Here is a 25,723-nt window from a genome sequence, read left to right as displayed (position 1 = left end):
CCATGGCCGGCCCTAAAGAGCGCGTCCGGGTCGCGGGGCGGGAACTGACCCTCACCAACTTGGACAAGATCATCTACCCGGAGACCGGCACCACCAAGGCCGATGTCCTGGCCTATTACGCCGCCGTGGCCCATGTGCTGATTCCCGCCGCGGCCAACCGGCCCGCCACCCGCAAGCGGTGGGTCAACGGGGTGGGCACCGCCGGGCATCCCGGCGAGGTGTTTTTCCAGAAGAACCTGGAGGATTCAGCGCCGGGCTGGCTCCCCCGCGCCGCCATCACGCACAAGGACCGGACCATCTACTACCCGATGGTGAACGATCCCGCCACGCTCACCTGGTTCGGCCAGATCAATTCGCTGGAAATCCATGTCCCCCAGTGGCAGGTGGACTCCCACGGCAAGCAGCTGAACCCGGACCGTCTGGTCCTGGACCTCGATCCCGGGGATGGTGCCGGGCTGGAGGAATGCGCCGAGGTTGCCAGGCTGGCACGCGCCATCCTGCAGGACGTGGGCCTGGAACCGGTGCCGGTGACCAGTGGCAGCAAGGGCATCCACCTCTACGCGGGCCTTGACGGAACGCAGACCTCCGACCAGATCTCGGACTTTGCGCACGAACTGGCCCGCGCGCTGGAAGCGGACCACCCGGATCTCGCCGTGAGCGACATGAAAAAGACGCTGCGCACGGGCAAGGTGCTGGTGGACTGGAGCCAGAACAGCGCCGCAAAGACCACCATCGTGCCGTACTCCCTGCGCGGCCGCCTCACGCCCACAGTGGCCGCCCCGCGGACCTGGCAGGAGATCGGGTCTCCCAAGCTCGAGCAGCTCGACTACAAAGCCGTGCTGCGCCGGGTCAAGGCGGGCAAGGACCCGTTCGCCGCCGTCGGCAGCGGTGCCGGGCACGCTGGGGACGCCGGGAACCCCAGTGCGAATACGGACGACGGCGGCGCGCACGCCCGACTGGAGCGGTACCGGTCGATGCGGGACCCTGATGCGACGCCTGAGCCGTTCTCCGGCGCCTCCGGAAATGGGGATACTTTCGTGATCCAGGAGCACCACGCGAGCAGGCTCCACTTCGACTTCCGGCTGGAGCACGAGGGTGTGCTGGTGTCGTGGGCCCTGCCGAAGGGCGTCCCGGAATCCGGCGAAAAGAACCACCTGGCGGTCCAGACCGAGGACCACCCCTTGGACTACGCCACGTTTGAGGGCACCATTCCCAGAGGCCAGTACGGCGCCGGCGAAGTCACTATCTGGGACCACGGCACGTATGAACTGGAGAAATGGATCAACGGCCGGGAGGTCATCGCCACGCTGACCGGCGCCGAGGGCGGCGGCCTGGGCGGAACCAAGAAGTTCGCCCTCATCCACACCGGTCGGGGGCAGGGCAGGGACGCCGAAGGGCAATGGCTCATCCACCTGATGGACAAGGACCACCACACTTTTCATCCGCGGCGGGCTCCGGCGGAGGACGCGGCGGATAATTCGGCGGAGACTTCGGCGGCGGACGCTTCCGGGACTGAGCCTGCCGCGGACGTTTCCCCGGCCGCGGCCGCGCCTTCCCCACTGCGCGCTGAAGATTTCAGTCCCATGATGGCAACGTCCGGGACCGCCGCCGACCTTCACGGCAGCGACTGGCAGCTTGAGCTGAAGTGGGACGGCGTACGTGCCCTGTTGGTCGCGGACGAAGAGAGGGTCCGTGTCTTCAGCCGCAACGGAATTGACGTCAGCGCAACCTACCCCGAGCTGACGGACCGGACCTGCTGGCCGGCGGGGCCGTTCGTCGCCGACGGTGAGATTATCGCCGTCGGGCCTTCCGGCAGACCCGATTTCGGGCTACTCCAGGGACGCATGAAACTGACCCGGCCCGCCGACGTCGCCAAGGCCCGAGCAGCAATCCCTGTCCGGCTAATGCTTTTTGACCTCCTGTCCGACGGCGGCGAGGACCTTCGCCGGCTGCCTTTCGCGAAGCGTCGGCAGCGGCTGGAGGAGTTCCATCGCCCGTCGGAGTGTCCCGTGGAACTGTCCGCCGTCCTGGACGAGAGGGTCGAGCACATCCTGGAGAGCGCGCAGGAGCTGGGGCTCGAGGGTGTGATGGCCAAACGGACCGACAGCCGCTACGTCAGCGGGCAACGGACCCGGACGTGGATCAAGATCAAGCTGGAGCAGACCCAGGAAGTGGTGGTTGGCGGTTGGCGGCCGGGCAAAGGCGGGCGGCAGAGTTCGGTAGGTTCGCTGCTGGTGGGCATCCCCGACGGCAACAGGCTGCGGTATGTGGGCCGGGTGGGCAGCGGGTTCAGCATGCGCGAACTGCAGGAACTACGCCAGAAAGTAGACGATCTGGCGCGCAAGACGTCACCGTTCGACGATGTTCCCCGCGAGGATGCCTCGGACGCGCACTGGGTGACGCCACGGCTGGTCGGTGAGGTGACTTTCGGGGAATGGACGGGCAGCGGGAAGCTCAGGCATCCGGTGTGGCGGGGCTGGCGGCTAGACAAAAGCGCTGACGAAGTGGTGCCGGAGGGGTAGCGACGCTGCGTTGGCGACGCGCAAATTTTCCTGGGACACGCAAAAGGCCTGGCGACACCCGAATTCGGGTGTCGCCAGGCCTTTTGTGTGTCGTCAGATCAGATGCGCGTCGTCAGCGGGGGTGTTTCTAGGACGAGTGCGGCATCTGCGGCCGGCCGGTACGGTGCACGGCCGTCACTGCAGCTTCCTGGCCCACGCGGCCGTGGCCTGCATCCCGCTCTTTGGCGTGCCGGCGCTTGCCGTTGCCGTCCGGCCAGTGGCGTTCGCCGGCCATCGCCGCAGTCACCGCAATGGTGGCCGGGTCCGGCATGGACGGGGTGTCCATGGCTGCCGCGAGATGGTCCGCGACCTCCGGTTCGATCTTTGTTCCAGCATGTTTTTCAGCCATTTTTTCTTCCTTCCGCAATGAAATGAAGTGGTTACCAATAGTAGGTCTGGCGTGCTGTCCTGGCGCTGGATTTACCAGCGGACCTTCTTCTCTGCCGGGCCCTGCTTGCCGCTGACATGGGTGGGCTTGTGGTTCTTGCCGACGCTCTGCAGCCCGGAGTCGCCGCCCCTGGATTTGCTGGCCAGCATGGCCCGCTGCGCTTCGGTCAGCCCGGCCCGGATGCCCTTGGCTTCGGCATCGTCCTGCGCGGATTCGGGCTGGCTGGGAGTGTTTTCAGTCATTTGGTGGAACCTTTCTGAGGAGAATCAGTGTGTCTGACGAGATCAGCATGGACGGGGCCGGTGGTACCAGGCCGCAGGCGTCCGCCTACTCAAAAATCAGTGTTCCCATGAATCAACAATAGGCAGTTTCAGGCTCGGTTGTGAACCCCCGGTTTCCGGCCTGTACATGGGGCCGGGTGGCGGCCGGAACTGGTGCCCGAACGGCCGTGGCGGCTGTCACTTTTCCGCGCGACTCAGGGGAAAAATGGCGCAAAAAAGGGGTCGTGAACAAAAAGATTCCATAGCGATGGGCCCGAACCGCCAGAATCCCAATGATGACGGGGCGAGAGCAGCCAAAAGAAATCCCTGAAAACCGGTGGAAACCCTCTCTAAGGAAGGCACTTTACGGTATAAAACTCTCATTTGCCATGGAATCCGCGTAAAATTGAAAGCCTGCCCAGAGCGGGGCAGCTACAAGTCGCAAGCAAATGACCTCCATAGGAGTCGCCCAAATGCCCACAGACCGAAGCACGACCGACTCTTCAGCAGGCGTGAACAACGCCAGCCGACCCAACGATGCAGTACCAAATAGCGCACTACCAAGTGCGCGTAAACCGAAGATCCTTGCGCGTCGCCGACTCAAAGAGTCCGACGTGAACGTTGTAAACCAGCCCATGCTGAAAAAAGCGCTCGGCGGAACCATCGTGGGTAACACCATGGAGTGGTTCGACGTCGGCGTATTCGGCTACCTGATCACCACCATGGGACCTGTCTTCCTTCCCGAGGCCGACAAGTCCGTCCAGACGCTGTTCCTGCTTGGAACGTTCGCTGCGACCTTCATCGCCCGTCCCCTCGGCGGTGTTGTGTTCGGCTGGCTCGGCGACAAGATCGGGCGGCAAAAGGTCCTCGCCGCAACACTGATGATTATGGCTGCCAGTACGTTCGCCGTCGGGTTGTTGCCCGGATACGCCCAGATCGGCATCTGGGCCGCTGCGCTGCTGGTAATCCTGAAGCTTGTACAGGGCTTCTCCACCGGCGGTGAATACGCAGGCGCCACCACGTTCGTGAGCGAATACGCCCCGGATAAGCGCCGTGGATTCTTTGCAAGCTTCCTGGACATGGGCAGCTACCTTGGCTTTGCCCTGGGTGCGGCGCTGGTTTCTGTCCTGCAGCTGACCCTTGGCCAGACAGCCATGGAGGAATGGGGTTGGCGCATACCCTTCCTCATTGCCGGCCCGCTGGGCCTCATCGCCATCTACTTCCGGAACAAGATCGAGGAATCCCCTCAGTTCCAGGCCACCTTGGATGCCCAGGAAACCATCGGGCAGGACGCCGCAGCAGCTGACGTGGACGCCGCCAAGGGTCCCTTCGGAATCGTCAAGGCCTACTGGCGCTCGCTCATCGTGGCCATGATCCTTGTCGCCGCAGCCAACACGGCCGGCTACGCCTTGACGTCCTACATGCCGACTTACCTCACCGAGTCCAAGGGCTACGATCCCGTCCACGGAACGCTGCTGACCATCCCCGTGCTGGTCATCATGAGCCTCTGCATCCCCCTGACCGGGAAGCTGTCTGACCGGATCGGCCGCCGTCCCGTGCTGTGGATCGGCGCCATCAGCACCGTGGTGCTGGCAACCCCGGCGTTCCTCCTGATCGGCGTCGGCGACGTCTGGTCAACGCTGGCAGGCCTCTCGCTGATCGCCTTCCCGGTGACGTTCTATGTTGCGAACCTCGCCTCTGCATTGCCCGCGCAGTTCCCGACAGCCAACAGGTACGGCGCCATGGGCATCGCCTACAACTTCGCCGTGGCGATCTTCGGAGGCACCACCCCGTTCATCGTTGCCGCGCTGATCACGGCGACCGGCGATGACATGATGCCGGCCTACTACCTCATGGCGACTTCAGCCATCGGAGCTGTGGCCATCTACTTCCTGAAGGAATCAGCCCAGCGTCCGCTGCCCGGCTCCATGCCCAGCGTGGACACGCAGGCAGAGGCGCGGGAACTGGTTGCCACCCAGGACGAGAACCCGCTGATTGACCTGGACGACATGCCGTTCGAATCCCAGGACGTCACCGATGCCGCGGCCACTAAGGTTCCGGCCGGAGTCTAGGCACCACAGTCTAAGCACCGCAACAACAAACCGGCCTGACCGGGCCGTCTTGTAGCCCGCGCTCAAAGGCCCGTCCCGCGCGTTTTCCTTGGGGGAAGCACGCAGGGCGGGCCTTAGCCGTGCCCGGCGCTAGCCTCCCGGCCGCGCCCACGCGACGCCCTGTGACCCAGCTAATGGTCAGCATTCCGGGCTTCTGCTAATTTTCGAACAAGGGCTTGATTGATAGGTGGTGTTGGCTGTGCGCAGAGTCATGGCCCATGCCCGCACCCTGCACGCCCTAGGCCCGGCGAACAACGACCGGCTGTCGGCCGTACGGGTTGCCCTCAGCGTGGCAGTACCCTCACTGGTGCTCCTGGCCATCGGCCGTCCCGAGCTCATAATGTACGCGGTTTTCGGTGCCCTGACCGGCATGTACGGACGCTCGGAATCCCACCAGCTTCGCCTCAAGCACCAGGCGCAGGCGGCAGTGGTCCTGCTCAGCGGCATCACGGTGGGCGTGTTCCTGTCCGTCAACCACCTCCACTCCTGGTGGCTGGTGCTCGTGGAGGCCGTGCTGGCCGGTGCCGGTTCCCTTTTCTCCGACAAAGTGCGGCTCAAGCCCAACGGACCGTTCTTCGGCATCCTGGCATTAGGCGCCTGCGCCTCGGTCCCGACGAACGTGCCGTTCCTGACGGCCGTGCTAATCGGTGCGGCCTCGGCCGCGTTCTCTATCCTGGTGGGCTTCGCCGGCTGGCTGCGGGTCCGGGCTTGGCAGGCGGGTGCCGTGCGGGATGTTCCGCGGCTCAGCGGTGAACTCCGGCAGGCCGCGTTGGTGCATGCCGCCCGCTATGTCCTGGCCGTCGGTGCCTCCGGCGCCTGCGGAGTGCTGAGCGGCAGCGGCCATCCGCACTGGGCCATGGCCGCGGCCGCCGTCCCGCTCGCCGGGGCCGACCTGCCCAGCCGCGTCCACCGCGGGATCCACCGCATCGTGGGGACGTTCGTCGGTTTGGCGTTGGTCGCCGTCGTACTCTTCCCGGGGCCGTTGTCCCCGCTGCAGTATTTCCCCGGCCACACTGCCGCCGTGCTGGCGCTGCTGGTGATCGCATTCCAGTTCCCCACCGAACTCTTCATGGCGCGGCACTACGGCTGGGCCATGGTCTTCTTCACGCCGGTGATCCTGCTCATGACGCAGCTTGCCGCCCCCGCGGACCCTGGCCTGCTGGTCACCGAACGCGCGGTGGAGACCTTTGTGGGCGCCGTGATCGGTATCGCCGTGGTGGTGGCCGTCCGTGCGCCGCGGAGGGCTACCGCTTCGGACGCCGCGGCGGCCCGGACGTAAACCGCGCCGGCAGCACACGCGAGATGGCGGCCACCAGTTTGTAGCGTTTGGTGGGGATCGAAACGCCCTTGCCGCGGGCGTTGTCGGCCAGGCCGTCCCGGACCACCCAGTCCGCCCGCAGCCACATCCAGTGCGGGGCGACCGACTTGTCCATGCCCATGCGGTCATGGAATTCGGTGTGCGTGAATCCGGGGCACAGCGCGGTGACGTGCACGCCTCTCGGTCCGTAGGCAAGGTTGGCCCAGCGGCTGAAGATGACCTGCCAGGCTTTCGCAGCCGAGTAGCTGCCGCGGTTGGCGAAAGCCGACACGCTGGCCACGTTGATGATCCTGCCGGAGCGCCGCTCCAGCATCCCCTGCAGCGCAGCATGGCAGAGCTCCATGGGGGTCTGCACGTGCAGGCGAAGGTGCCTCCGCTCGTCCTCCAGGGAATTTTTTTCGAACGAATGCAGCAGCCCGATCCCCGCATTGTTCACCAGGACCTCAACCGGCCGCGCAGCGTCCGTGAGGCGCCCGACGACGGCGGCCACACCGGCGTCGTCCGTCAGGTCGGCGGGCAGCACCTCAGCGGAAACGCTGTAATCGCGCTCGAGTTCGTCAGCGATCTGCTGGAGCCGGGCGGCGTCGCGGGCCACCAGCACCATGTGGTGGCCTTCCTGCGCAAGCTGGCGGGCGAACTCCGCTCCCAGCCCTGCTGTTGCCCCTGTTACGAGCGCGGTGGTGGGTGTCTCCATGCGCCCAGACTAGCCGTGTTACGGCGCAGGCCGAAGGTTGAGCCCTGATCGTCCCTGCAAAGCATGAATCTTCCGTACTCCGCCGGGTCCTCGTCGCCCAGTTCCGCGCTGTCCGTCGAGCCGCCAAGTTCACGCACCCGGGCCAGGGCGGCGTCCATGTCGTCCACCCGGAAGAACAGGTAGGGCACCGCGCCCTTGTCGCCGCCGTGCAGCCCGCCGGGGTGCCGGGGGTGCCGATTATGAACCCGCCCTCATCGGAGGGTCCGGGGCTGAAGTCCCAGCCGAAGAGCGCGCCGTAGAACGCCCTGCCCCGTTCGGGATCTTCGACGCCGATTTCAAAGAACGCTGGTTCGCCGGCCATGGCTTCTCCTTGTCTCGTGGGGTCAGGTGGGTCGAGTGCGGTCCATCGGACGAACCCACCGTGGCACTTGCCCGGCCGCGGGTTCCGGGCGCGGGCTGGGCGCCTACGGTCTCCAGGCCTCCATCGCCGAGTGCCATGCGGTGGCGCACTCGGTGGCCGATACGGACTGGCAGCGGATCGTCATCCTCTACGAGGCCCTCGGACAGCTGGCCCCTCCCCCGTCATCGAGCTCAACCGTGCCGTCGCCGTCGCGATGCCTTCCGGCCCGGAGCACGGGCTGGAACTGGTGGAGGCCCTCGCCTCGCGCGGGGAACTGGCGGGCTCGCACCTGCTCCCCGCGGTCCGCGGCGAGATGCTCACCCGGCTCGGCAGGCATGACGACGCACGGTCCGCACTCCTGCCGGCCCTTGCGCTGTGCGGAAACGCCGCCGAGCGCGCGGTGCTGCAGCGCAAGGTGGACGAGCTCAGCTGACCCCGGGGTGGGCCGCGGTCCAGCACTCGCGGCGCCCCGCCGCCGGATTCTGCTCCATCATTCCTGCAAGCCCCGGGACCGGGCCCGGAATCACCGGCCCACCTGGCCGAAACCCGCGAATGATGGAGCAGAATCCGACGCTAGGCGAACCTTGCCAGCGGGTTGGCGAGCCGGCCGGCCATCTGCAGCCCGCCGGACGGATCCGTGAGGTCAAGCATCTGCTGGTTGTTCCGCAGCTGCAGCCGGTTAAGGCACGACAGTTCAAAGTCAGGGGCGAACAGGTCGTGGCGGGCGAACTGGTCCGCCAGCTCAGGGTGTTCAGCCTGGTAGTCCTGGATGACCCGCGCGGCCGTGCCCCAGAACTCCTCCTCGCTGAGTTTCCCGTCCTCCACCAGCAGGGCACCCAGGAAGCGGAAGATGCAGTCGAACACATCCGTAAAGATGGCCAGCACCTTTTCGCCGTCAGGGATATCAACCTGGATCCTCGATACCTCCTCGGGCAGGTCCAGCCGGCGCCCCATCACCACGATTTCCTCGGCGATGTCCTTCATCACCGCACGGACGGGCACACCGTTATCCAGCACCAGGATCACGTTCTCGCCATGCGGCATAAAGGCGAGTTCGTACCGGTAGAGGCAGTGGACCAACGGGACGAGGTAGGCCTCGAAGTAGCGGCGCAGCCATTCGGCAGGCTCCAGTCCGGAGCGCTCAATCAGGGCAGACACCATCGGTTTGCCGGTCGAATCGACGTGCAGGAGGGACGCCATGGTGGCAAGCTGCTGGCCGTCCTCCAGTAGGGGGAGCGGACTTTCCCTCCACAGCGCGGACAGCATCTTCTGGTAGGGCGAGCCCTTCGCGGACGCGGCCTGGTAGTAGCCGTTGTGGTAGCCGATGGCCGCGATCTCGCTGATCATGGCCAGGCCGCGTTTCTGCAGGGCTGCGTCTGACCGGATCAGGTCCTGCAGCCAGTCGTTGATGGCGGGGGTTGCCTTCATGTACTGCGGCGAGAGTCCCCGCATAAAGCCCATGTTCAGGACGGACATCGCCGTCTTGACGTAGCTCTTGGCGGGCGCGGCCGTGTTGAAGAACGTGCGGATGGACTGCTGGGCCTGGTAACTGTCTGCACCGGTCCCCAGATGAATGATGTGCTGCTGGGCGATCTCGGCAGCGAACGTGACGGTGAGCTTGTTCTCCCACTGCCACGGATGCACGGGCATCAGGAAGTACTGTGCGGGGTCCACACCCTGGGCGGTGAATTCGGCATCGAAGGACTGCAACGCAGCGGCGCCGAGCTCGGCCTCCAGGTGGGCGCGGTACTCCAGTCCGGCGCTGGCAGTGAAGACAGCCTTGCTGCGGTGGACCCCGATCCACTCCAGGCGGACGGGGGCTCCGGTCTCCGGCGCGAACGCCCGGTAGTCACTGATGCCGAAGCCCAGCCGGCCGTTGTTGGCCACGAAGCACGGGTGGCCCTCCGTCATGCTGCGTTCGATGGCCTGGAAGTCGGCGGAGGGGTCCGTTCCGCCGGTGACTCCTGCCACGAGTTCCCCGGCGGACGGCTGTCCCAGCCACTGCTTGTAGGAGTGGCCGGCCAGGGTGCTGCTGATCTCCTCGAGGTAGACCGGGAGCATCTCCTCGCGGATGCCCAAGTTGTCCCTGAACTCGATGATGAAGCGCAGTGCATCCGGGGCGGCATCCTCGCCGCTGCGCGTGCAGCGGATGGATGCGGCGTCCACCGACCAGTGCTCGAGCTCCAGGACGCGGGCGGCGAACGAGTAGGCCGTGAGGCCGTCGTCGCTGCGGACCACGTACACCGCGGGTTCCTCCGGACCTGTGGCACCCCCGCCGGAGCCCAGGCGCTGCGGCTCCAGGATGCGTTCGTGCAGGAATTCGGCGAGCGCCTTGCGGACCAGGTGGCGGTTTGCCGCCGCCCAGCGTTCGGGTGCGAGGTGGGGAACGGTATTGGCGGTGCTGTCCGGCCTGTCGGCCGCGTCAATTTCGGCCGCGTCAGTGTCGGCGGTGTCAATGGCGGGGGCGGATTCCCGCTCGATGGCGAGGTCCAGCTCGATGATGGTCACAATGATGCTCCCTGGTGGATCGGGGCGGAAAGGTCATGGGAGTGGACTTGGGGGTGGCCCAGGGCTGCGCGGGCAGCGAGGTAGTCCTGGCGGGTGCAGAAGCTGAGGAGCGCTTCCTTGTCCGGCAGGGTGACAACCCCCGCCGGCCGGAAGCCCAGCCGCTCGTTGAGCACATGGATCTTGGCGTTCCTGGCGTCTGGTTCCACCACCACGCGTTCCACGCCCGGTTTTTCGAACAACCGCCCCAGCACGGCGTCCATCACCGCGGCCGTGTACCCCGGTTGGGGATCTCCCGACGGCGGCGCCACCAGCAGGTGCATACCGATGTCGCCCTTCTGCACGGCATAGACCGCGGCCAGCGGCGAGGCTGCCGGCAGGTATTCCTCCATCAGGAAGGCGGGGACGCTGTCGTCGTTGATCCCCAGCAAGGCATGGTGATGCCCCGTTGCCTGGATTCTCGAGTATTCCTCCACGACGCCGTCAACTGTTGAGGTCAGCATCCCCCAGAACGACGCGTACGGCTGGGTGACCCAGCTGTGGAGGAGGGGTGCATCGGCAACGGCGTCAACACAGCGGAACGTGAAGCTCATGCGGACACCTCCACGGTCTGGGTGGGAGCTGGCTCGGCGCTGCGTCCGGCCGGACCGGAGACTGAACCGGAGACCGGACCGGGCTGTGGCGGGTCAGGCTGGGGCGCGCCGAACTGCTGGAACGCGATGCTGCGCTCCACCGGGTAGACCTCGCGGCCGGTGATCTCGCGCAGGATGCACGAGTTGCGGTAGGCAGCCATGCCGAGGTCCGGGGTGACAAAGCCGTGCGTGTGCAGCTCGGCATTCTGGACGAAGAGTTCGCCGGGTTCGACGCCGGTGCTGTAGTTGCGTGCAACGGTGAACCGGCCGGCGGAGTCCCTGGCAATCCGGTCCTGGATGCCCGCCAAGAAGTCCGGCTCGCGGTAGGTGTAACCGGTGGCCAGGACCACGGCCTCACTGTCCAGCACATAATCGGACCCCTGCTCCTCGTGCCGGAGCCGCAGTGTGTGGGAACCGGCGGCCTGATCCCACGCGGCGCCGGTGAGCGACGAATGGGTGAGGAGCTGGGTGTCCACCATGCCGGAAAGGCTCTTGGTGTACAGGAGGTCGTAGATGGCGTCGATCAGCTCGGAATTGATGCCTTTGTACAGGTTTTTCTGGCTTTTGATGAGGCCGTCGCGCTGGTCTTGGGGCAGCCCATGGAAGTAGTCCACGTACTCCGGCGAGGTCATCTCCAGGGTGAGCTTGGTGTACTCCAGCGGGAAGAATCGCCCCGACCGGGTGACCCAGTTCAGCTGGTAGCCGTAGGTGTCGATGTCCTGCAGGAGCTCGTAGTAGATCTCCGCGGCGCTCTGGCCGCTGCCCACGATGGTGATGCTCCGCTTGGCCTGCAGCTCACTCTTCCTCGACAGGTAGTCCGCGTTGTGGAGGACAAGTCCCCCGCCGCCATCAGCGGCCGCGTCGAGTATTCCGTCACAGGACGCCGGCACGTAGGGCGCCGTGCCCGTGCCCAGCACCAGCCGCCGCGCCAGCAGCACCTCAGACCCGTCCGGACCTTCCACCGAAATGCGGTACACGCCGGCGTCGTACGCTACATCCAGCACAGCTGTGCTAAAACGGACCGAACGCAGCTGGCCGGCCACCCACTGGCAGTACTGGTTGTACTCGGCGCGCAGCGGATAGAAGTTTTCGCGGATATAGAAGCGGTAGAGGCGCCCCGTCTGCTTGAGGAAATTCAGGAACGAATACGGCGAAGTGGGGTCGGCCAGCGTCACCAGGTCCGCCATGAACGGCACCTGGAGGTGGGCCGGCTCCAGCATCATGCCGGGGTGCCAGTCGAAGGATTCCCGTTGCTCCAGGAAGACGCCATCCAGCCCGTCCACCGGCGCGCTGAGGGCGGCGAGGCCAAGATTGAAGGGTCCGACGCCGATGCCGGCGAAGTCGAAAATGCGCGGTTCGGTGGAGGTGCTCATGCGGACACCTCGCTGGTGCTGGCGCCCGCCAGCAGCTGCACGCCGGTGCTGCGCAGCAGCTCGATGATCTCGCTGATGTCCTCCAGGGTTGCTTCCGCGTTGAGGAGCGTGAACTTCAGGTAGTGCCTGCCGGCCACCTTGGTGCCGGCCACCACGGCCTGCCCGGACGCGAAAACCGCCGCGCGGATGGCCGGGTTGAGGGTGTCGGCCGCGTCCTCGGAAAGCCGGCCGTAAGCGTCGGTGAGACCGGCGCCCGAGACCCGGGGCCGGTACCGGAACACCAGTGTGCTGAGCTGCGGGTCGGCGGCGAGCTCAAAGTCGTCGTCGGCGGCCAGCAGGGATCCCACCCGGGCGGCGAGATCGATCGCCTCATCAAACAGGGCGCCGATCGCATCCGCTCCCATGATGCGCAGGGTCAGCCACAGTTTGAGCGCGTCAAAGCGCCGGGTGGTCTGGATGCTCTTGTCCACCTGGTTGGGGATCTCGGCCAGGGCGGCGCTTTCCGGGTTGAGGTAGTCCGCGTAGTACGTGACGTGCTGGAGCATGGTGCGGTCGCGGACCAGCAGGGCGCTGGAGCTGACGGGCTGGAAGAACGTTTTGTGGAAGTCCACGGTGACGGAGTCGGCCAGGCGGGTCCCGTCCAGCAGGTGGCGGTAGCGGCCGGAAACCATCAGCCCGCCGCCGTAAGCCGCATCAACGTGGAACCAGGCACCGTAGGCGCGGGCCAGGGCGGCGAGGTCCGCGAGCGGGTCCACCGCACCGAAGTCGGTGGTCCCGGCGGTGGCCACAACCGCCATCGGCACCAGCCCGGCGTCGTGCGTTTCCGCCATGGCCTCGGCGAGCGCCGCCGGGTCCATCTTGTGGTCCGCGGCGCAGGGGACGGAAATGACGGCGTCGAAGCCCATGCCCAGCATGGACGCGGACTTCTGGATGCTGAAGTGGCTGTCTGCTGATGTGAAGATCCGCAGCTTGTCCAGCAGCGCGGGCAGCCGGAGTCCGGCGTTGGCCGGGTCCTGCCGCAGGCCGGCAACGGCGTGGTTGCGCGCGATCAGAAGTGCCTGCAGGTTGGACTGGCTGCCGCCGGAGGTGAACACGCCGTCGGCTGCAGCCCCCAGCTGCAGCCGTTCGGCGGTCCAGTCGATGAGCCGGCGCTCGATCAGGGTGGCCCCGGCGCTCTGGTCCCAGGTGTCCATCGAGGAGTTCACCGCGGACAGGATGGCCTCCCCCACCAGCGCCGGGATCACCACCGGGCAGTTCAGGTGGGCCGCGTACTTCGCATCGTGGAAGTAGATGGCGTCCCGGAGGTACACGGCCTCAAGCTCTTCCAGCGCCGCGGCGGTGTCCGGGAGCGGCCGGTCCAGGTCGACGGCGCCGATGCGCGCCTTCATTTCTGCAGGCCCGACGCCGGTGAACGGCCGGGTGGTCCGGTCCAGTTTGGTGGCCACGGCGTTGACGCCCTGCAGCACCTGCGCCACGTACCGGGTGGAGTTCCTGGTGTTGAACAGATGGTTGGTGGCAGCGAGGGCCAGCTCCACGCGGGAGCCGAAATCCTGCCCGGGCAGGGTTTCACTCACCCGATTTTCATCCAGGTACATCTCATCGACACGGGGCAGCAGCGGCACAGTGGTCATCCTTAGTTCGACGTTGGGGGTTTGTCTTTAGCAAGGTAAGCCTTACTTAGGTGAACCTTTTCGTCAAACTTTAGTGACTTATTTATCTTAAGCCGCGGGAATACGGGCGGTCTTCAGGTCGCGAGCGCGTCATTGACTGGCCCCGATCGCGAATCGGGTGCAAAATACTCCGCGCGAACGAACACTTGAGGCCCTCCTGCGGGAGCTTTCAGGGGCTTAAGTGACCACTCGCGCAGTGGGAGGGGGCTTAAGTGACCGTTCGCGCTAGTTGTCCGGCCAGTCGATGTGCTGTTCGTAGCCCTCGTGGGCGCGGAGGTAGCCGGAAATGAACGGGCAATGCGGGATGATCCGCTTACCCGAAGCCACCACGTCGTCGAGCGCGAAGTGCGCCAGCACCTTGCCCAGGCCCTGGCCCTTGAAGTCCTCGGCGGTGTCGGTATGGAGGAAATCCACGTGTCCGGGCAGGTCCCGGAAGAAGGACTGGACGGCGATCTTCCCGCCCACCCGCAGCTCGTAGCGGTGATGCTCGTCATCCCTGGACAGCGAGACGTCAGGGCTGAACTTGTCCTCTGTGGAAATCATGTTCTCAGTCATGGTTCGACATTGGCACTACTTGGCCCCGCTGGCAATGGCCCGTCAGACTGGCCGCCATCGTGGGCGACGCGTTCGGCACCGACATCGCCGGGGACACGTTCGGGCATCCTGCCCAGCAGCAGGACGGCCAACACAAAGCATGCTGCGCCGCCTCCGAGCAGGCCAAGCGTCAGGCCGTTGAGGGCAGCGTCCGCCACCGGAATGAAGACGACGACGGCGGCCGTCACCACCGCGGCGGCGGGCCGGCCGCGGGTGTGGACAGACGCCGTCGGACGTTCCTCAAGGTGGCCGAACGCGGCCAGCACCGGGAGCAGGAGAGCCACAACCCCCAGGAGGACGAGCGGGCGGGCCCACCACCATTCGGCGGTGCCTGCCGCGGGCTTGGGGAAGTCGGTGAGGAGCAGGAGCCCGGACATAGCCACGAGCAACGGCAGGTGCCACAGGTACACGGTCATGGAGCGGTGGCCGGCAACCATGACCACCGCGCGGATCCAGCGCACCCCGGAAACCCAGCCGAGCCCCGGCCGGAAAAGCTGGAGCGCGGCAGCCTGGGACACGCCCAAAAGCAGCAGGCAGAGGTTGGGCGGGTTGAGGTTGACCAGCATATTTCCGGAGTAGAGACCCAGGCCAGTGACCAACCCGAGCACCAGGTTGGCTGCCAGGATGAGCCCCACCAGGCCGGAGCGCGTGAGCCTGGCGAAGTAACCGTCGGCCATCAGGAAACCAAGCTGCTGCACGGCGCACCACAGGAAAACAAGATTTGCGTAGGCGAGCATGGGCAGGGCTCCGCGGAAGCAGTCGACGGCCACCACGAGGGCCGCCAGGACGGCAACGGTCAGCCAGGGCGCGCGCTCGTGGAACCGGGCCAGGAGCGGGATGTTGAGCTGGGCTGCAAGGTAGGCGGCGAGGAACCACAGCGGCATGCCGGCCCCGGTGGCCATCAGCTGGACCACTTGGGGGTCCACGCCGAGCAGGAGCGCCGCTGAAAGGCCCAAGAACATCACCGCCAGGAGTGCCGCCGCCGGGCGGATCAGCCGCAGGAGCCGTGCCTGGGCAAACTCGACGCCGGTGCCGCCGCGGGCTTTCAGCCGCTGCCAGGACTGGAGGCCGGTGGTGCCGCCGGTCACGAAGAACAGCGGCATCACCATAAATATCCAGATGACCGGCACAAACCAGGGCTGATCGCCCAGCGTATTTTTGGAGGTCACGGTGCCGTCCCCTTGCAGGACGGGGCTGACCATCATGCAGTGGCCCACCACCACCAGGGCCAGGCAGACGAACCGGACAAGGTCGATCACGAGGTCGCGCTGGACCGCCTGTTCACCCTGCGGGGCCGGCCCCGGCTCCTTCACACCACTCACGTGCATTCCCTACATGCGCCGATGCTGCTGTTGACTCAATTGTCCGCCCGCGATGCGCTCCCGGCCAGAAAGGCACCCTCCGGCCAGGAGTGTCAGTCAGCCAGCGACGGCCAGCAACCCAAGCACGACGGCGAGCAACGGCGTCGTGCCTTGCAGAACCGCGGCGCGGAGGTACTTTTTCCCGCTGAGTGCCAGCACCGCCGCGGCGAGCAGCATCGACCCGCAGCAGCTGAAGATCAGCGTCCAGCCCACCACGTGCTGCGCCGACCAGTCGGGGCCGAGCGCCACGCAGCCCACTCCGATGAACGCGCCGATGGCCAGGAACAGGTTGTAGAAACCCTGGTTGTAGGCAAGCGGTTTGGTGGTCTCGGCGTCGGCCTGGGAGGTGAGGCCGAAGCGTTTCCAGGTGGCCGGCGTGGTCCATGTGAGGGACTCCATGGTGAAGATGTACACGTGGAGCGCGGCGGCGAGGAAGGCAAAAAGCAGGGAGGCCAGGATCATGTGCTGATCCTAGCCTCCCCAAAACTCAACGGATGCGTCAGCGGCTGAGCATGCCCAAAGCCGACGTGGCGAATTCCCTGGCCGAGGTGTTCCAGTGGCCCAGCAGGCCCTGGAGGTTCTCGCCGTCGGTCCGGTGCGCCGGCAGCTGTTCCTGGAGCGTGGACAGCACGCCGGTGCGGAGCTCGGTATTGAAGTTCACTTTGCCCACGTTCATGGCCGCGGCCTTGACCAGCTCTCCCGCCGGAATGCCGGACGCGCCGTGGAGCACCAGCGGGATGTGGGTCCGCACCGCAATGTCCTGCAGGACGTCCCAGCGCAGCTGCGGCTCGCCCTTGTACTTGCCGTGGACGTTGCCCACCGCAACAGCCAGGAGTTCCGCGCCGGTCCGGGCCACAAAGTCCTCCACCTGGGCGGAGTCCGTCAGGCCGGCCACTGCCACACCGGCTTCGTCGGCGCCGAAGGCGCGGTCCTCGTCGCCGGCCAGGCCGCCGAGTTCCGCTTCAAGCACGACGTCGGCACCCAGCACGGCGCGGGCCTCACGGACCAGCGCAATGTTGTCCTCATACGGGAGGGACGAGCCGTCCGCGAGGACCGAATCCGCCCCCGCGGCGACGGCGTCGGCCATCACCTTGAGGTCTGTCGCGTGATCAAGCTGGACGGCCACCGGAACGGACGCGGCGTCTGCCAGGCCGCGGAGCGCGGCGATCAGCCGGAGGCCGTTGGACGTGCCGGCCGTTTTGGGGGCCACCAGCAGGATGACCCCGTGGCCAGCGTCCTCGGCCGCGCCCACAACAGCCAAAGCGGTGGTGAAGTCATAGCAGGTGAACGCTGGAACGGCCGAGCCCTGCTGGAGGGCGGTGGTGACCAGGTGGTCGAGTCGGGTGCGCATCAGACGCTCAGGCCTCCCACCAGGATCCAGGCCGCGTAGGTCAGGATGAAGCCAGCCACGCCAAGGACGGTGGTGAGGACGGTCCAGGTCTTGAGGCCGTCCGAGACGGTGAGGCCGTAGTAGCGCACCACGGTCCAGAAGCCGGCGTCGGTGACGTGGGACAGGCCCAGGGAGCCGAAGCCGATGGCGATGACGATGACGGCGATCTGGGCCGGCGAGTAGCCGCCTTCCATCACGGCGGAGGTCAGCAGGCCGGTGGTGGTGACGATGGCGACGGTTGCCGAACCCTGGGCTGCACGCAGCGCCAGGGAGATCACGAAGCCGAGCACAATGACCGGCAGGCCCAGGTGGTCCAGCGTCTGGGACAGCGCGGCACCGATGCCGGAGGTCCGCAGGACCTCACCGAACACGCCGCCGGCGGCGACAACCATCAGGATGGACGCGATGGGAGGCAGGGCGCCTTCGAAGATTTCGCCGGTTTCCTTCAGGGACCAGTTGCGGCGGACCGCCAGCAGGAAGAAGGACAGGGCAACGGCCACCAGGAGGGCGAAGAACGGGTTGCCGATGAAGGCAGCCAGGCCGTACCAGGAGTTGTCCTTGGGGATGGTGAGTGTGCCCAGGGTGCCGATGAGGATCTGCACGATCGGCGCGGCGATGAGGAAGATGATCAGGGCCGGACGCGGCGGGGCGATGCCTACGGCGCCGGGGCCTTGGTGGCCGACCTTGACCAGGGAGTCGGAGCCGAATTCGTCCACCTGGGCCTTGACGCCGGGGAGGAGCTCGTACTCCTTGCGGTTCATGATGCTGGCAACCCAGTAGGACAGGAATCCGAGCGGGATGCAGATGAGCAGCGAGATCAGCGTGATGAGCCCGATGTCGGCGCCGAACACGCCGGCGCCTGCCACGATGCCCGGGTGGGGCGGCACGGCGACGTGGATGGAGAGCATTATGCCGGCCATCGGCAGGCCGAACTTGACCGGGTGCACGTTGGCGATCTTCGCAAAGGCGTAGACGATCGGGACGAGCACAATAATGCCCACCTCGAAGAACACGGGGATGGCTACCAGGAAGCCGACGGCGGTGAGCGCCACCGCGACGCGCTTGGCGCCAAGCTTCTCAGTGAAGTGCGCGGCCAGCGACTGGACGCCGCCGGATACCTCGATCATCCGGCCCAGGACGGCGCCGAGCGCGATCAGCAGGGCTACCTTGCCCATGGTTCCGCCCACACCGTTGGCGACGACGGTGAAGACGTCCTTCAACGGGATCTGCGAGGCCACGGCCACGGCGATGCTCACGGTCAGCAGGGCCACAAAGGCCTGGATCTTGAAGCGGATGATCATCACCAGCAGGACGGCGATGCCGATCGCCGCGATGGTGAGGAGCAGAGGAGTACCCAGCTCCACCGCGGGTTTGATGGCGGGGGCGTCGGCCGCCCGCACCATCAGCGAGTTAGTCAGGGGGTTCATTGCGGTGTCTCCTTCGACAAGCCAGTCTTCCAGAAGACGGGCTAGCGGGCGCTGTTTCTTGTGCTTTGTGAACGCTGGAAGATACGACGACGGCGGAGGGGGGACCGCCGTCGTCGTAAGTCTTTTGGGGGTGCTTTAGCCGGCGTGCTTTAGCCGGGCTGCTTAGGCGGTGCGCTTGGTGGGCGCGACAACCTTGATGACTGCGGAATCGTCGGCGGCGGCGAGGCCCTGGGCCTGGCCCAGGAGGTACAGCTGCTCGGCGGCGGCGGCAACGGGGGCTGCCAGGCCGGCGGCGCGGGTGGCCTTGCCCACGATGCCCATGTCCTTGACGAAGATGTCCAGGCGGGACAGGACCTCGGCGCCTTCCTCGGTGTAGGCCTCGAGGATGCGCGGGCCACGGTTGGAGAGCATGAATGAACCTGCCGCGCCGGCTTCGAGGGCTGCGAGCGTTTTGGCCTGGTCCAGGCCGAGGGCGTCGGCGAGGGCCATGGCCTCGGCGGCGGCCGCGATGTGGATGCCGCAGAGGAGCTGGTTGACAGTCTTGAGGGCCTGGCCGTCGCCGGGCTTGTCGCCCACCACGGTCAGGGTGGACGCGAGGAGTTCGAGGGCCGGGCGGGCCTTCTCCTGGGCTTCCGGGGAGGCTCCCACCACGATCAGCAGGTCACCCTCGCCGGCGCGCTTGGGGCCGCCGGACAGCGGCGCGTCCACGAGCTCAACGCCGTATTCGGCGAGCTTCTCTACCGTGGCGGGGATGGCTTCGGTGCCCACGGTGCTGCCGAGGATGACGACGGCGCCCGGCTCCAGCACGGAGGCCACGCCACTCTCGCCGAAGAGGACATCGTTAAGCTGCTCGCCGTTGCGGACCGCGAGGAGCAGGGCGTCGGCGCCCTTGGAGGCTTCCCGGGCGGAGGCGAAGGTGCGGATGCCGGCTTCTTCGGCGAGCTTCAGGCGCGGCTCGGCGATGTCGAAGCCGTGGACAGTGAGCTCGCTGGCCAGGCGGGTGGCCATGGGCAGGCCCATGGCGCCGAGGCCCAGGACGGTGATGGTGTAGTTGCTGGTCATGGTGTTCTCCTTTGAATACTGGCGGGCTGCTAGAAAGTGCTGCTGAGCTTGCGGGTGACGTCGGCGAGGGACTGGTCGTCGCCCACGTTGCCGGCGAACACGATGTACGGGATGCCCTTGGCGGGGCCGTCCACCGGCTCCCAGAGCGAGACGATGCCCGGCAGCATGGGACCGCGGACAATGGCGTGGCGGATTTCCAGGCCGTGGGCGGCGACGTCGGAGGACGTGATGCCGCCCTTGGCGATGACAAACCGCGGCGGGAAGGTCTTGAGGGTCCGGTTCACCACGGCGACGACGGCGGCGGACACTGTGCGCGCGATCCGCAGGCTTTCGGCGGGATCGTCAGTCTTGATCAGCAGGCGGCTGGTGTGGACGATGACGTCTCCCCCGTGGAGCGCCTCCACCACGGTGTCAACGGTCTGGTCGAGGTGGGTGTCCCCGGCGCCTGTTTCGGTTTCGGCGGCGAGTAGTTTCTCGGCGTCGATCTCCACAATGCGCGCGGCGCTGTGTTGTTCGCTGAGGGCCTTGAGCTGGCGGGTGGTGACGCCCACGTGGGAGCCCACCACGATCAGGCCACCGGCCTCGGACGGGGTGTTGCCGGCGTAGGCTTCAGCGCCGGTGAGCTCGGTTCGGATTTCCTGGCCGATCCGGGCGCGGACAAACGGCGGTCCCACGCGGTAGAGGAGCTTCTTGCCACGGCGTTCGGCTTCTTCCAGGCCCAGGGACAGGGCGCGGAGGTCGTTCTCGGTGACGATGTCAGCGACGATCGGCGTGGAGTTGATGGCCGGCTCGATCGCGTCGGCGATGGCCTTGGCGGTGATCTGCGGATCGGTAGAGACGCGGATGATGTTTAGGTCAAGGACGATCACGGATTCCGCAGCCAAGCGGCCCTGCGACTTCTCTTCCACGTATTTGGTCATGTCCGAGTTGGCGAAGCCGAAGCTGGCGTCCTTGGCGAATTCGGTCTCGGCCACGGGGGTGAGCTTGCCGGCGTCGTCCCCGGTGCCGCGCATGTAGTGCACGCCGCCGATGGTCACGCGGCCGGCGTCGGGGAACGCCGGCACCAGCACAACGCCGTCGGTGGCTTCCCCGCTGACATCAGCAACGGTGGCGGCGATGACGTCGGGCTCCAGCGGGTAGTGGCCGCGGAGGGTGGAGTCGCTGCGGCTCACGAACCCCAGCCGCAGGGCATCTGCGGACCCGGCAGCGGCCAGCGCGTTTCGGACCACTTCCTCGTTACGGACTGCAGCTTCAGCCGGGTCCAGGCTGCGGGTGTTGGTCAGCACGTACACGGCGGGCTTCGACTGGCCGAAGGCCCAGATGAAGTCCTCCACTTCCCAGCGGGTGAGCACGGGCAGATCCGCAACGGACTGCGTTCCGGTGGGGTCGTCGTCGAGCACTACCAGCATCCGGGGGTTCTCCGCGCTGGACGCGGCGACGGCGTCGGCAACAAGGCGGGCGGGAATCCGGACTTCGGCCGGGAAGGCGGCAAGGATGTCTGCTTCAAGCGTCACAGTGCACTCCGTTGTGTGGAAATCTCTAAGTATTGAGGTAACTGTAAGATGTCTGACATCTAACATTTCAAATAGTGTGGCACAGGACATAGAAACGCGCAAGTAGACTTGTCAGACATATCTGGCGACGCCGCAAGGGGGACATATGGCACGGAAATCACTGGTGGGCGTTGTTGCCGACGAACTCCTGGACCGGATCATTGCCGGGGACTTTCCACCCGGATCCAGCGTGCCCGGCGAGCTGGAACTCAGCGCCAGGCACGAGGTGAGCCGGATGACGGTGCGCGAGGCCATGAAAACCCTGGAAGCGCAGCGGATCCTCAGCGTGGAACGCGGCCGCGGCACGTTCGTTAACCCGTTGAACCGGTGGGCTTCGCTGGAAGCTGTCCTGCGCGCCGCGTCAGAGGGACAAAACGAAGCCGCCGCCTCCGTGCAGCTCATTGAACTGCGCCGAATGCTTGAAACCGGGGCGTGCGAGCTCGCGGCGGCGCGGATCAGCGACGCCGACATCCAGGCGCTGTTCGGCCATGTAGCGGCGATGCGGGCCGCCCATGAGGTCAACGACATTGCCGCCTTCGTGGAGGCTGATCTGGCATTCCACGACCTGATCCTGCGCGCTTCGGAGAACGTTTTTGTGGCGGTCCTTTTCGCACCGCTGCACCGGGTGCTGGAAAAGCGCCGGGCCGAAACATCGGCCGTGCCAACCATCCAGGAGCATGCCATCGGGCACCACCAGAACATCGCCGAGGCCCTGGAATCGCGTAATCCGAGCCGGTCGCGCGAAGCCATGGACCTGCACATGCAGCAGACCCTGGATGACCTCAAGAACCTGGTGCTCGAAGCTCCCTAACCAGAGTCCACGCCGACGTATTGGCTCTGGCCACGCCTGAGAAGTGCCACTAGTGTTCAAGAACGGCCCGCAACCGGGAATCGAAGGCGATCACGAGGAGCGAAGTTGTCCAACCACACGTACAGCATTACTGAAATTGTCGGCACCTCCGAAGAAGGCGTGGACGCGGCAGTCCGCAACGGGATCGCCGAGGCCGCCAAGACCTTGCGCAACCTGGACTGGTTCGAGGTCAAGGAAATCCGCGGTCACCTCGAAGACGGCAAAGTTGCCGACTGGCAGGTACGGATCAAGCTCGGTTTCCGCCACGAAGGCTGACCTGCCTGAGTTTTAGGAGTGATGGCCGCGTCCTTTGGGCGCGGCCATCACTGTTTAGCCATTCGGCACGGCCCTGCCAGGCACTTCCTACAACGAAGGTAGGACTGCCAGTCCTAGGAAAAGCAGGGACATGGTCAAGGACTGACTATCGGCGCGAAAGTGCATAGGCTCGTACCGGAGCAGTTCCCGAAAGCGGTTTCCGGCCGGACATCCCGGGCCAGGAACCACCCTTCAGCACTACGAGGAGTACCCCCATGTCAGAAATCCCGCTGAACAACGGCGTCACCATCCCGCAGCTCGGCTTCGGCGTTTTCCAGGTTCCGCCGGAAGACACCCAGCGGGTCGTTGAGGATGCCCTGGCAGCCGGCTACCGCCACATCGACACCGCCGCCGGATACCGTAACGAAGCAGGTGTGGGCGCTGCCATCGCAGCCTCGGGCATTCCGCGCGAGGAAATCTTCGTGACCACCAAGCTCCGCAACGGCGACCAGGGCCGGGCCCGGGACGCATTCCAGGACACCCGCGAGGCGCTGGGTCTCGACTTCGTGGACCTCTATCTCATCCACTGGCCGGTTCCGTCGCAGGGCCTCTATGTCCAGGCCTGGAAGGAGTTGGAGAACCTGTATGCCGCCAAGGACATCCGTGCCATCGGCGTCTCGAACTTCCTCGCCGACCACTTGGACACCCTGCTCGAGTCCACGGACGTGGTACCGGCCGTGAACCAGATCGAGCTGCACCCCAGCTACCAGCAGGCCGAACTGGCCGCCAAGAGCCGAACCCTCGGGATTGCGGTGGAGGCCTACAGCCCGCTGGGCCAGGGCGGCGACCTCAACGGAAACGCCGTCACCGCTGTCGCGCAGGCGCACAACGCAACCACCGCCCAGGTGGTCCTTGCCTGGCACCTGGCCGCCGGCACCATCGTCATTCCCAAGTCGGTCAACCCGTCCCGTATCCGCGAAAACTTCGCGGCCGCGTCCCTGACACTGACCGACGACGAACTCGCCTCCATCACCGCCCTCGAGCGGGGCGCGCGCATCGGTTCCGATCCCGCCGTCGCCGCTTTCACGCAGCTGTAGCCGCCGCTGACCGAGCCTGCCAGCACCGATTCCGGCGGCTCGGTCACCGGGTTCCGATAGGTCCACCCACCAACGAAGGATTCCCCCCCATGCAGTTCACGCACTTGGGCCGCTCCGGCCTGAAAGTTTCCCGCCTGTGCCTGGGCACCATGAACTTCGGCCCGCACACCGACGAAGCTGACGCACACAACATCATGGATACCGCCCTGGACGCCGGCATCAACTTCTTCGACACGGCCAACGTCTATGGCGGCAGCGGGCACCGGGGCTGGACCGAGGAAATCATCGGCCGCTGGTTCGCGAAGGGCGGCGAGCGCCGCGAACGGACCGTCCTGGCCACCAAGCTGTACGGCACCATGACCGACCGGCCCAACGAGTCCAAGCTGTCCGCGCTGAACATCCGGCGTGCCCTGGACGCCAGCCTGAAGCGCCTCCAGACGGACTACATCGATGTGTACCAGTTCCATCACATTGACCGGGACACGCCCTGGGACGAGATCTGGCAGGCCATCGAAGTGGCCGTCCAGCAGGGCAAGATCCTCTACTCAGGCAGCAGCAACTTCGCCGGCTGGCACATCGCCCAGGCACAAGAAGCCGCCCGCCGCCGGAACTACACCGGGCTGGTCAGCGAGCAGTCCATCTACAACCTGTTCCGCCGCGAAGTGGAACTCGAGGTCATCCCCGCGGCACAGCAGTACGGCCTGGGCCTTATCCCGTGGTCCCCGCTCCAGGGCGGGCTGCTGGGCGGCGTCCTGAAGAAGGAACGCGCGGGCGTCCGGCGCACCGAAGGACGTGCTGCCGAAACCCTCAAGCAGCACCGGGACCAGATCCAGCAGTTCGAGGATCTTGCGGACGGACTGGGCCACGAACCCGGCGATATCGCGCTCGCCTGGCTGCTTCACCAGCCTGCTGTCACCGCGCCGATCGTGGGGCCACGCACGCAGGGACAGCTCGACGCCGGCATCCGGGCGTTGGAGGTCACGCTCGACGCCGAGGCACTCAAGCGGCTCGACGACATCTTCCCGGGCCACCGCCCGGCACCGGAGGACTACGCATGGTGACCCTGTCGGATCCGGCGGCGTTGGATTCCGCGGCATACACCGTGGCGCCACGGAGCATCCTCTTCCTGGGCGGCACCGGGGTGATCAGCGCCGCAGCGGCGGAACGCGCCGTCGTACTGGGACACCGGGTGACCATCCTCAACCGCGGCCAATCAGGCAAGCCGGTACCGGACGGCGCGGAGGTCCTGCGCGCGGACATCCGCGACCAGGACGCTGTTCGGGCGGTGCTGCAGGACAGGGGGTTCGACGCCGTTGCGGACTTTATTGCCTTCACCCCAGATCAGGCGCGCTCCAGTATGGAACTGTTCCGGGGCCGGACCGGCCAGTACGTGTTCATCAGCACGGCGTCGGCCTACCAGAAGCCGCCCACCCGGCTGCCGATCCTGGAATCCACTCCGCTGAAAAATCCGTTCTGGCAGTATTCACGGGACAAGATTGCGTGCGAGGACCTCTTGTTCGAGGCCTACCGGTCAGATGATTTTCCGGTCACCGTGGTGCGTCCTTCACATACGTACGACCGCACGAGGGTGGGCCTGGTGGGCGGCTGGACGGATATTCACCGGATGCGCACCGGCCAGCCCGTCATGGTGCACGGAGATGGCACTTCGCTCTGGACCGTGACCCACGCCAAGGACTTCGCGAAGGCCTTCGTGGGACTGCTCGGCAGGCCGCAGGCAGTGGGCGAGAGCTACACCATCACGTCGGATGAGTACCTGCCGTGGAACCAGATCTACGGCTTGTTTGCGCGGGCGGCCGGGGTTGCTGAACCGGAATTGGTCCATGTGCCGTCGGACACCATCGCCGCGCGTAGCGCCGGGCACAGCCCCCATCTGGGGCCAAGCCTCCTCGGCGACCGCGCCCACTCCGTAGTTTTCGACAACGCCAAGATCAAAGCCCTGGTGCCTGGCTTTGCCGCCACCATCCCGTTCGCGGACGGGACCCGGGAGGTCGTTGACTGGCATGACAGCCACCCGGAACTTCAGGTGGTGGACCAGTCGTTTATGGATCTGAGTGATCGGCTGATCAGGTGGGCGCGAAGGGCGGCTGACTGACGGTGCGGCCGCGGCGCCCGCGGCGACCCGGATGGGGATCCTCCGGCGCACGCCGCTAGGCCTTTTCAACCCACTGGGCCCGCCACTCGGGTGCCTCGAAGGTTTCGCT

The 25,723-nt window shown here is 66.2% G+C and carries 23 protein-coding genes and 1 pseudogene; 9 read left to right on the top strand and 15 right to left on the bottom strand.

Annotated elements, in window-relative coordinates; translation table 11 throughout:
• Positions 1 to 2: 2 nt before the first annotated feature.
• Positions 3 to 2,522, top strand: a complete 2,520-nt coding sequence (locus NG701_RS13265) for an ATP-dependent DNA ligase (protein ID WP_252568143.1) — start codon at positions 3 to 5, stop codon at positions 2,520 to 2,522.
• 127 nt (positions 2,523 to 2,649) lie between these two features.
• Here NG701_RS13265 and NG701_RS13260 read toward each other — a convergent pair whose 3' ends face one another.
• Both NG701_RS13260 and NG701_RS13255 read right to left on the bottom strand, forming a co-directional pair.
• Positions 2,650 to 2,910 (bottom strand): hypothetical protein, encoded by a 261-nt coding sequence (locus NG701_RS13260; protein ID WP_252568140.1) that lies wholly within the window; start codon positions 2,908 to 2,910, stop codon positions 2,650 to 2,652.
• A 71-nt stretch (positions 2,911 to 2,981) separates the two neighbouring features.
• Positions 2,982 to 3,191: a hypothetical protein gene (locus tag NG701_RS13255; protein WP_252568138.1), complete on the bottom strand. Its 210-nt coding sequence runs from the start codon at positions 3,189 to 3,191 to the stop codon at positions 2,982 to 2,984.
• A 491-nt stretch (positions 3,192 to 3,682) separates the two neighbouring features.
• On the opposite strand from NG701_RS13255, the gene NG701_RS13250 reads away from it, so the two are divergent.
• Together NG701_RS13250 and NG701_RS13245 are read left to right on the top strand one after the other, a co-directional pair.
• Positions 3,683 to 5,281, top strand: a complete 1,599-nt coding sequence (locus tag NG701_RS13250; protein WP_252568134.1) for an MFS transporter — start codon at positions 3,683 to 3,685, stop codon at positions 5,279 to 5,281.
• Between the two features lie 238 nt (positions 5,282 to 5,519).
• A complete protein-coding gene (locus NG701_RS13245) occupies positions 5,520 to 6,599 on the top strand; it encodes an FUSC family protein (RefSeq protein ID WP_252568131.1) in 1,080 nt (359 codons plus the stop codon).
• Here NG701_RS13245 and NG701_RS13240 read toward each other — a convergent pair.
• Positions 6,565 to 7,332 carry an SDR family NAD(P)-dependent oxidoreductase gene (locus NG701_RS13240; RefSeq protein ID WP_252568129.1) on the bottom strand — a complete coding sequence of 256 codons (768 nt, stop codon included), beginning with the start codon at positions 7,330 to 7,332 and terminating at the stop codon, positions 6,565 to 6,567. The two genes, NG701_RS13245 and NG701_RS13240, sit on opposite strands and share 35 nt — an antisense overlap.
• Positions 7,333 to 7,624: 292 nt before the next feature.
• Positions 7,625 to 7,693: pseudogene (locus NG701_RS21410) on the bottom strand (VOC family protein); the annotation flags it as partial.
• Between the two features lie 253 nt (positions 7,694 to 7,946).
• Between NG701_RS21410 and NG701_RS21405 the strand changes: the two are divergent.
• Complete coding sequence (locus NG701_RS21405; RefSeq protein WP_374208692.1) at positions 7,947 to 8,165, top strand: hypothetical protein; 219 nt, start codon at positions 7,947 to 7,949, stop codon at positions 8,163 to 8,165.
• Between the two features lie 140 nt (positions 8,166 to 8,305).
• Here the strand turns inward: NG701_RS21405 and NG701_RS13230 are convergent, their stop codons facing one another.
• The 11 genes from NG701_RS13230 to NG701_RS13180 form a co-directional block, all read right to left on the bottom strand.
• Positions 8,306 to 10,159, bottom strand: coding sequence for an IucA/IucC family protein (locus NG701_RS13230; protein WP_252568366.1), 1,854 nt, complete (start codon positions 10,157 to 10,159; stop codon positions 8,306 to 8,308).
• 77 nt (positions 10,160 to 10,236) lie between these two features.
• Complete coding sequence (locus NG701_RS13225; RefSeq protein WP_252568127.1) at positions 10,237 to 10,830, bottom strand: GNAT family N-acetyltransferase; 594 nt, start codon at positions 10,828 to 10,830, stop codon at positions 10,237 to 10,239.
• On the bottom strand, positions 10,827 to 12,242 hold the full coding sequence (locus tag NG701_RS13220; protein ID WP_252568126.1) for a lysine N(6)-hydroxylase/L-ornithine N(5)-oxygenase family protein: 1,416 nt from the start codon (positions 12,240 to 12,242) through the stop codon (positions 10,827 to 10,829). Before NG701_RS13220 ends, NG701_RS13225 begins: the two co-directional genes overlap by 4 nt.
• Positions 12,239 to 13,837, bottom strand: coding sequence for a pyridoxal phosphate-dependent decarboxylase family protein (locus tag NG701_RS13215; RefSeq protein WP_252568365.1), 1,599 nt, complete (start codon positions 13,835 to 13,837; stop codon positions 12,239 to 12,241). Before NG701_RS13215 ends, NG701_RS13220 begins: the two co-directional genes overlap by 4 nt.
• A gap of 300 nt (positions 13,838 to 14,137) precedes the next feature.
• Positions 14,138 to 14,467, bottom strand: coding sequence for a GNAT family N-acetyltransferase (locus tag NG701_RS13210; RefSeq protein ID WP_252568123.1), 330 nt, complete (start codon positions 14,465 to 14,467; stop codon positions 14,138 to 14,140).
• Positions 14,464 to 15,828 carry an acyltransferase family protein gene (locus NG701_RS13205; RefSeq protein ID WP_374208691.1) on the bottom strand — a complete coding sequence of 455 codons (1,365 nt, stop codon included), beginning with the start codon at positions 15,826 to 15,828 and terminating at the stop codon, positions 14,464 to 14,466. Before NG701_RS13205 ends, NG701_RS13210 begins: the two co-directional genes overlap by 4 nt.
• A gap of 96 nt (positions 15,829 to 15,924) precedes the next feature.
• Positions 15,925 to 16,329: a DUF1304 domain-containing protein gene (locus NG701_RS13200; RefSeq protein ID WP_252568121.1), complete on the bottom strand. Its 405-nt coding sequence runs from the start codon at positions 16,327 to 16,329 to the stop codon at positions 15,925 to 15,927.
• 37 nt (positions 16,330 to 16,366) lie between these two features.
• Entirely contained in the window at positions 16,367 to 17,218 is an 852-nt protein-coding gene (locus NG701_RS13195) for a class II fructose-bisphosphate aldolase (RefSeq protein ID WP_252568119.1), read from the bottom strand.
• Positions 17,218 to 18,684 carry a GntP family transporter gene (locus tag NG701_RS13190; RefSeq protein WP_252568117.1) on the bottom strand — a complete coding sequence of 489 codons (1,467 nt, stop codon included), beginning with the start codon at positions 18,682 to 18,684 and terminating at the stop codon, positions 17,218 to 17,220. Before NG701_RS13190 ends, NG701_RS13195 begins: the two co-directional genes overlap by 1 nt.
• Positions 18,685 to 18,846: 162 nt before the next feature.
• Positions 18,847 to 19,746, bottom strand: a complete 900-nt coding sequence (locus NG701_RS13185; protein ID WP_252568115.1) for an NAD(P)-dependent oxidoreductase — start codon at positions 19,744 to 19,746, stop codon at positions 18,847 to 18,849.
• A gap of 29 nt (positions 19,747 to 19,775) precedes the next feature.
• Complete coding sequence (locus NG701_RS13180; RefSeq protein ID WP_252568113.1) at positions 19,776 to 21,260, bottom strand: four-carbon acid sugar kinase family protein; 1,485 nt, start codon at positions 21,258 to 21,260, stop codon at positions 19,776 to 19,778.
• A gap of 145 nt (positions 21,261 to 21,405) precedes the next feature.
• On the opposite strand from NG701_RS13180, the gene NG701_RS13175 reads away from it, so the two are divergent.
• From NG701_RS13175 to NG701_RS13155, 5 genes are all read left to right on the top strand, one after another.
• Positions 21,406 to 22,110 (top strand): FadR/GntR family transcriptional regulator, encoded by a 705-nt coding sequence (locus NG701_RS13175; RefSeq protein WP_248763112.1) that lies wholly within the window; start codon positions 21,406 to 21,408, stop codon positions 22,108 to 22,110.
• A gap of 105 nt (positions 22,111 to 22,215) precedes the next feature.
• Complete coding sequence (locus NG701_RS13170) at positions 22,216 to 22,425, top strand: dodecin (RefSeq protein ID WP_056347910.1); 210 nt, start codon at positions 22,216 to 22,218, stop codon at positions 22,423 to 22,425.
• A 254-nt stretch (positions 22,426 to 22,679) separates the two neighbouring features.
• Complete coding sequence (locus tag NG701_RS13165) at positions 22,680 to 23,501, top strand: aldo/keto reductase (RefSeq protein ID WP_252568110.1); 822 nt, start codon at positions 22,680 to 22,682, stop codon at positions 23,499 to 23,501.
• 89 nt (positions 23,502 to 23,590) lie between these two features.
• Positions 23,591 to 24,562: an aldo/keto reductase gene (locus NG701_RS13160; protein WP_252568106.1), complete on the top strand. Its 972-nt coding sequence runs from the start codon at positions 23,591 to 23,593 to the stop codon at positions 24,560 to 24,562.
• Positions 24,556 to 25,614, top strand: coding sequence for an SDR family oxidoreductase (locus NG701_RS13155; protein ID WP_252568104.1), 1,059 nt, complete (start codon positions 24,556 to 24,558; stop codon positions 25,612 to 25,614). Before NG701_RS13160 ends, NG701_RS13155 begins: the two co-directional genes overlap by 7 nt.
• Positions 25,615 to 25,723 lie beyond the last annotated feature (109 nt).

It is taken from the genome of Pseudarthrobacter cellobiosi, assembly GCF_023913815.1.
In the GTDB taxonomy this organism is placed as follows: domain Bacteria; phylum Actinomycetota; class Actinomycetes; order Actinomycetales; family Micrococcaceae; genus Arthrobacter; species Arthrobacter cellobiosi.
This window is presented reverse-complemented; position numbering and strand designations above follow the sequence as displayed.

Coding starts and splice junctions, on each gene's coding strand:
- NG701_RS13265 (WP_252568143.1), top strand. CDS start 3: ATGGCCGGCCCTAAAGAGCGCGTCCGGGTCGCGGGGCGGGAACTGACC.
- NG701_RS13260 (WP_252568140.1), bottom strand. CDS start 2,910: ATGGCTGAAAAACATGCTGGAACAAAGATCGAACCGGAGGTCGCGGAC.
- NG701_RS13255 (WP_252568138.1), bottom strand. CDS start 3,191: ATGACTGAAAACACTCCCAGCCAGCCCGAATCCGCGCAGGACGATGCC.
- NG701_RS13250 (WP_252568134.1), top strand. CDS start 3,683: ATGCCCACAGACCGAAGCACGACCGACTCTTCAGCAGGCGTGAACAAC.
- NG701_RS13240 (WP_252568129.1), bottom strand. CDS start 7,332: ATGGAGACACCCACCACCGCGCTCGTAACAGGGGCAACAGCAGGGCTG.
- NG701_RS21405 (WP_374208692.1), top strand. CDS start 7,947: ATGCCTTCCGGCCCGGAGCACGGGCTGGAACTGGTGGAGGCCCTCGCC.
- NG701_RS13225 (WP_252568127.1), bottom strand. CDS start 10,830: ATGAGCTTCACGTTCCGCTGTGTTGACGCCGTTGCCGATGCACCCCTC.
- NG701_RS13220 (WP_252568126.1), bottom strand. CDS start 12,242: ATGAGCACCTCCACCGAACCGCGCATTTTCGACTTCGCCGGCATCGGC.
- NG701_RS13215 (WP_252568365.1), bottom strand. CDS start 13,837: ATGTACCTGGATGAAAATCGGGTGAGTGAAACCCTGCCCGGGCAGGAT.
- NG701_RS13210 (WP_252568123.1), bottom strand. CDS start 14,467: ATGACTGAGAACATGATTTCCACAGAGGACAAGTTCAGCCCTGACGTC.
- NG701_RS13200 (WP_252568121.1), bottom strand. CDS start 16,329: ATGATCCTGGCCTCCCTGCTTTTTGCCTTCCTCGCCGCCGCGCTCCAC.
- NG701_RS13195 (WP_252568119.1), bottom strand. CDS start 17,218: ATGCGCACCCGACTCGACCACCTGGTCACCACCGCCCTCCAGCAGGGC.
- NG701_RS13190 (WP_252568117.1), bottom strand. CDS start 18,684: ATGAACCCCCTGACTAACTCGCTGATGGTGCGGGCGGCCGACGCCCCC.
- NG701_RS13185 (WP_252568115.1), bottom strand. CDS start 19,746: ATGACCAGCAACTACACCATCACCGTCCTGGGCCTCGGCGCCATGGGC.
- NG701_RS13175 (WP_248763112.1), top strand. CDS start 21,406: ATGGCACGGAAATCACTGGTGGGCGTTGTTGCCGACGAACTCCTGGAC.
- NG701_RS13165 (WP_252568110.1), top strand. CDS start 22,680: ATGTCAGAAATCCCGCTGAACAACGGCGTCACCATCCCGCAGCTCGGC.
- NG701_RS13160 (WP_252568106.1), top strand. CDS start 23,591: ATGCAGTTCACGCACTTGGGCCGCTCCGGCCTGAAAGTTTCCCGCCTG.
- NG701_RS13155 (WP_252568104.1), top strand. CDS start 24,556: ATGGTGACCCTGTCGGATCCGGCGGCGTTGGATTCCGCGGCATACACC.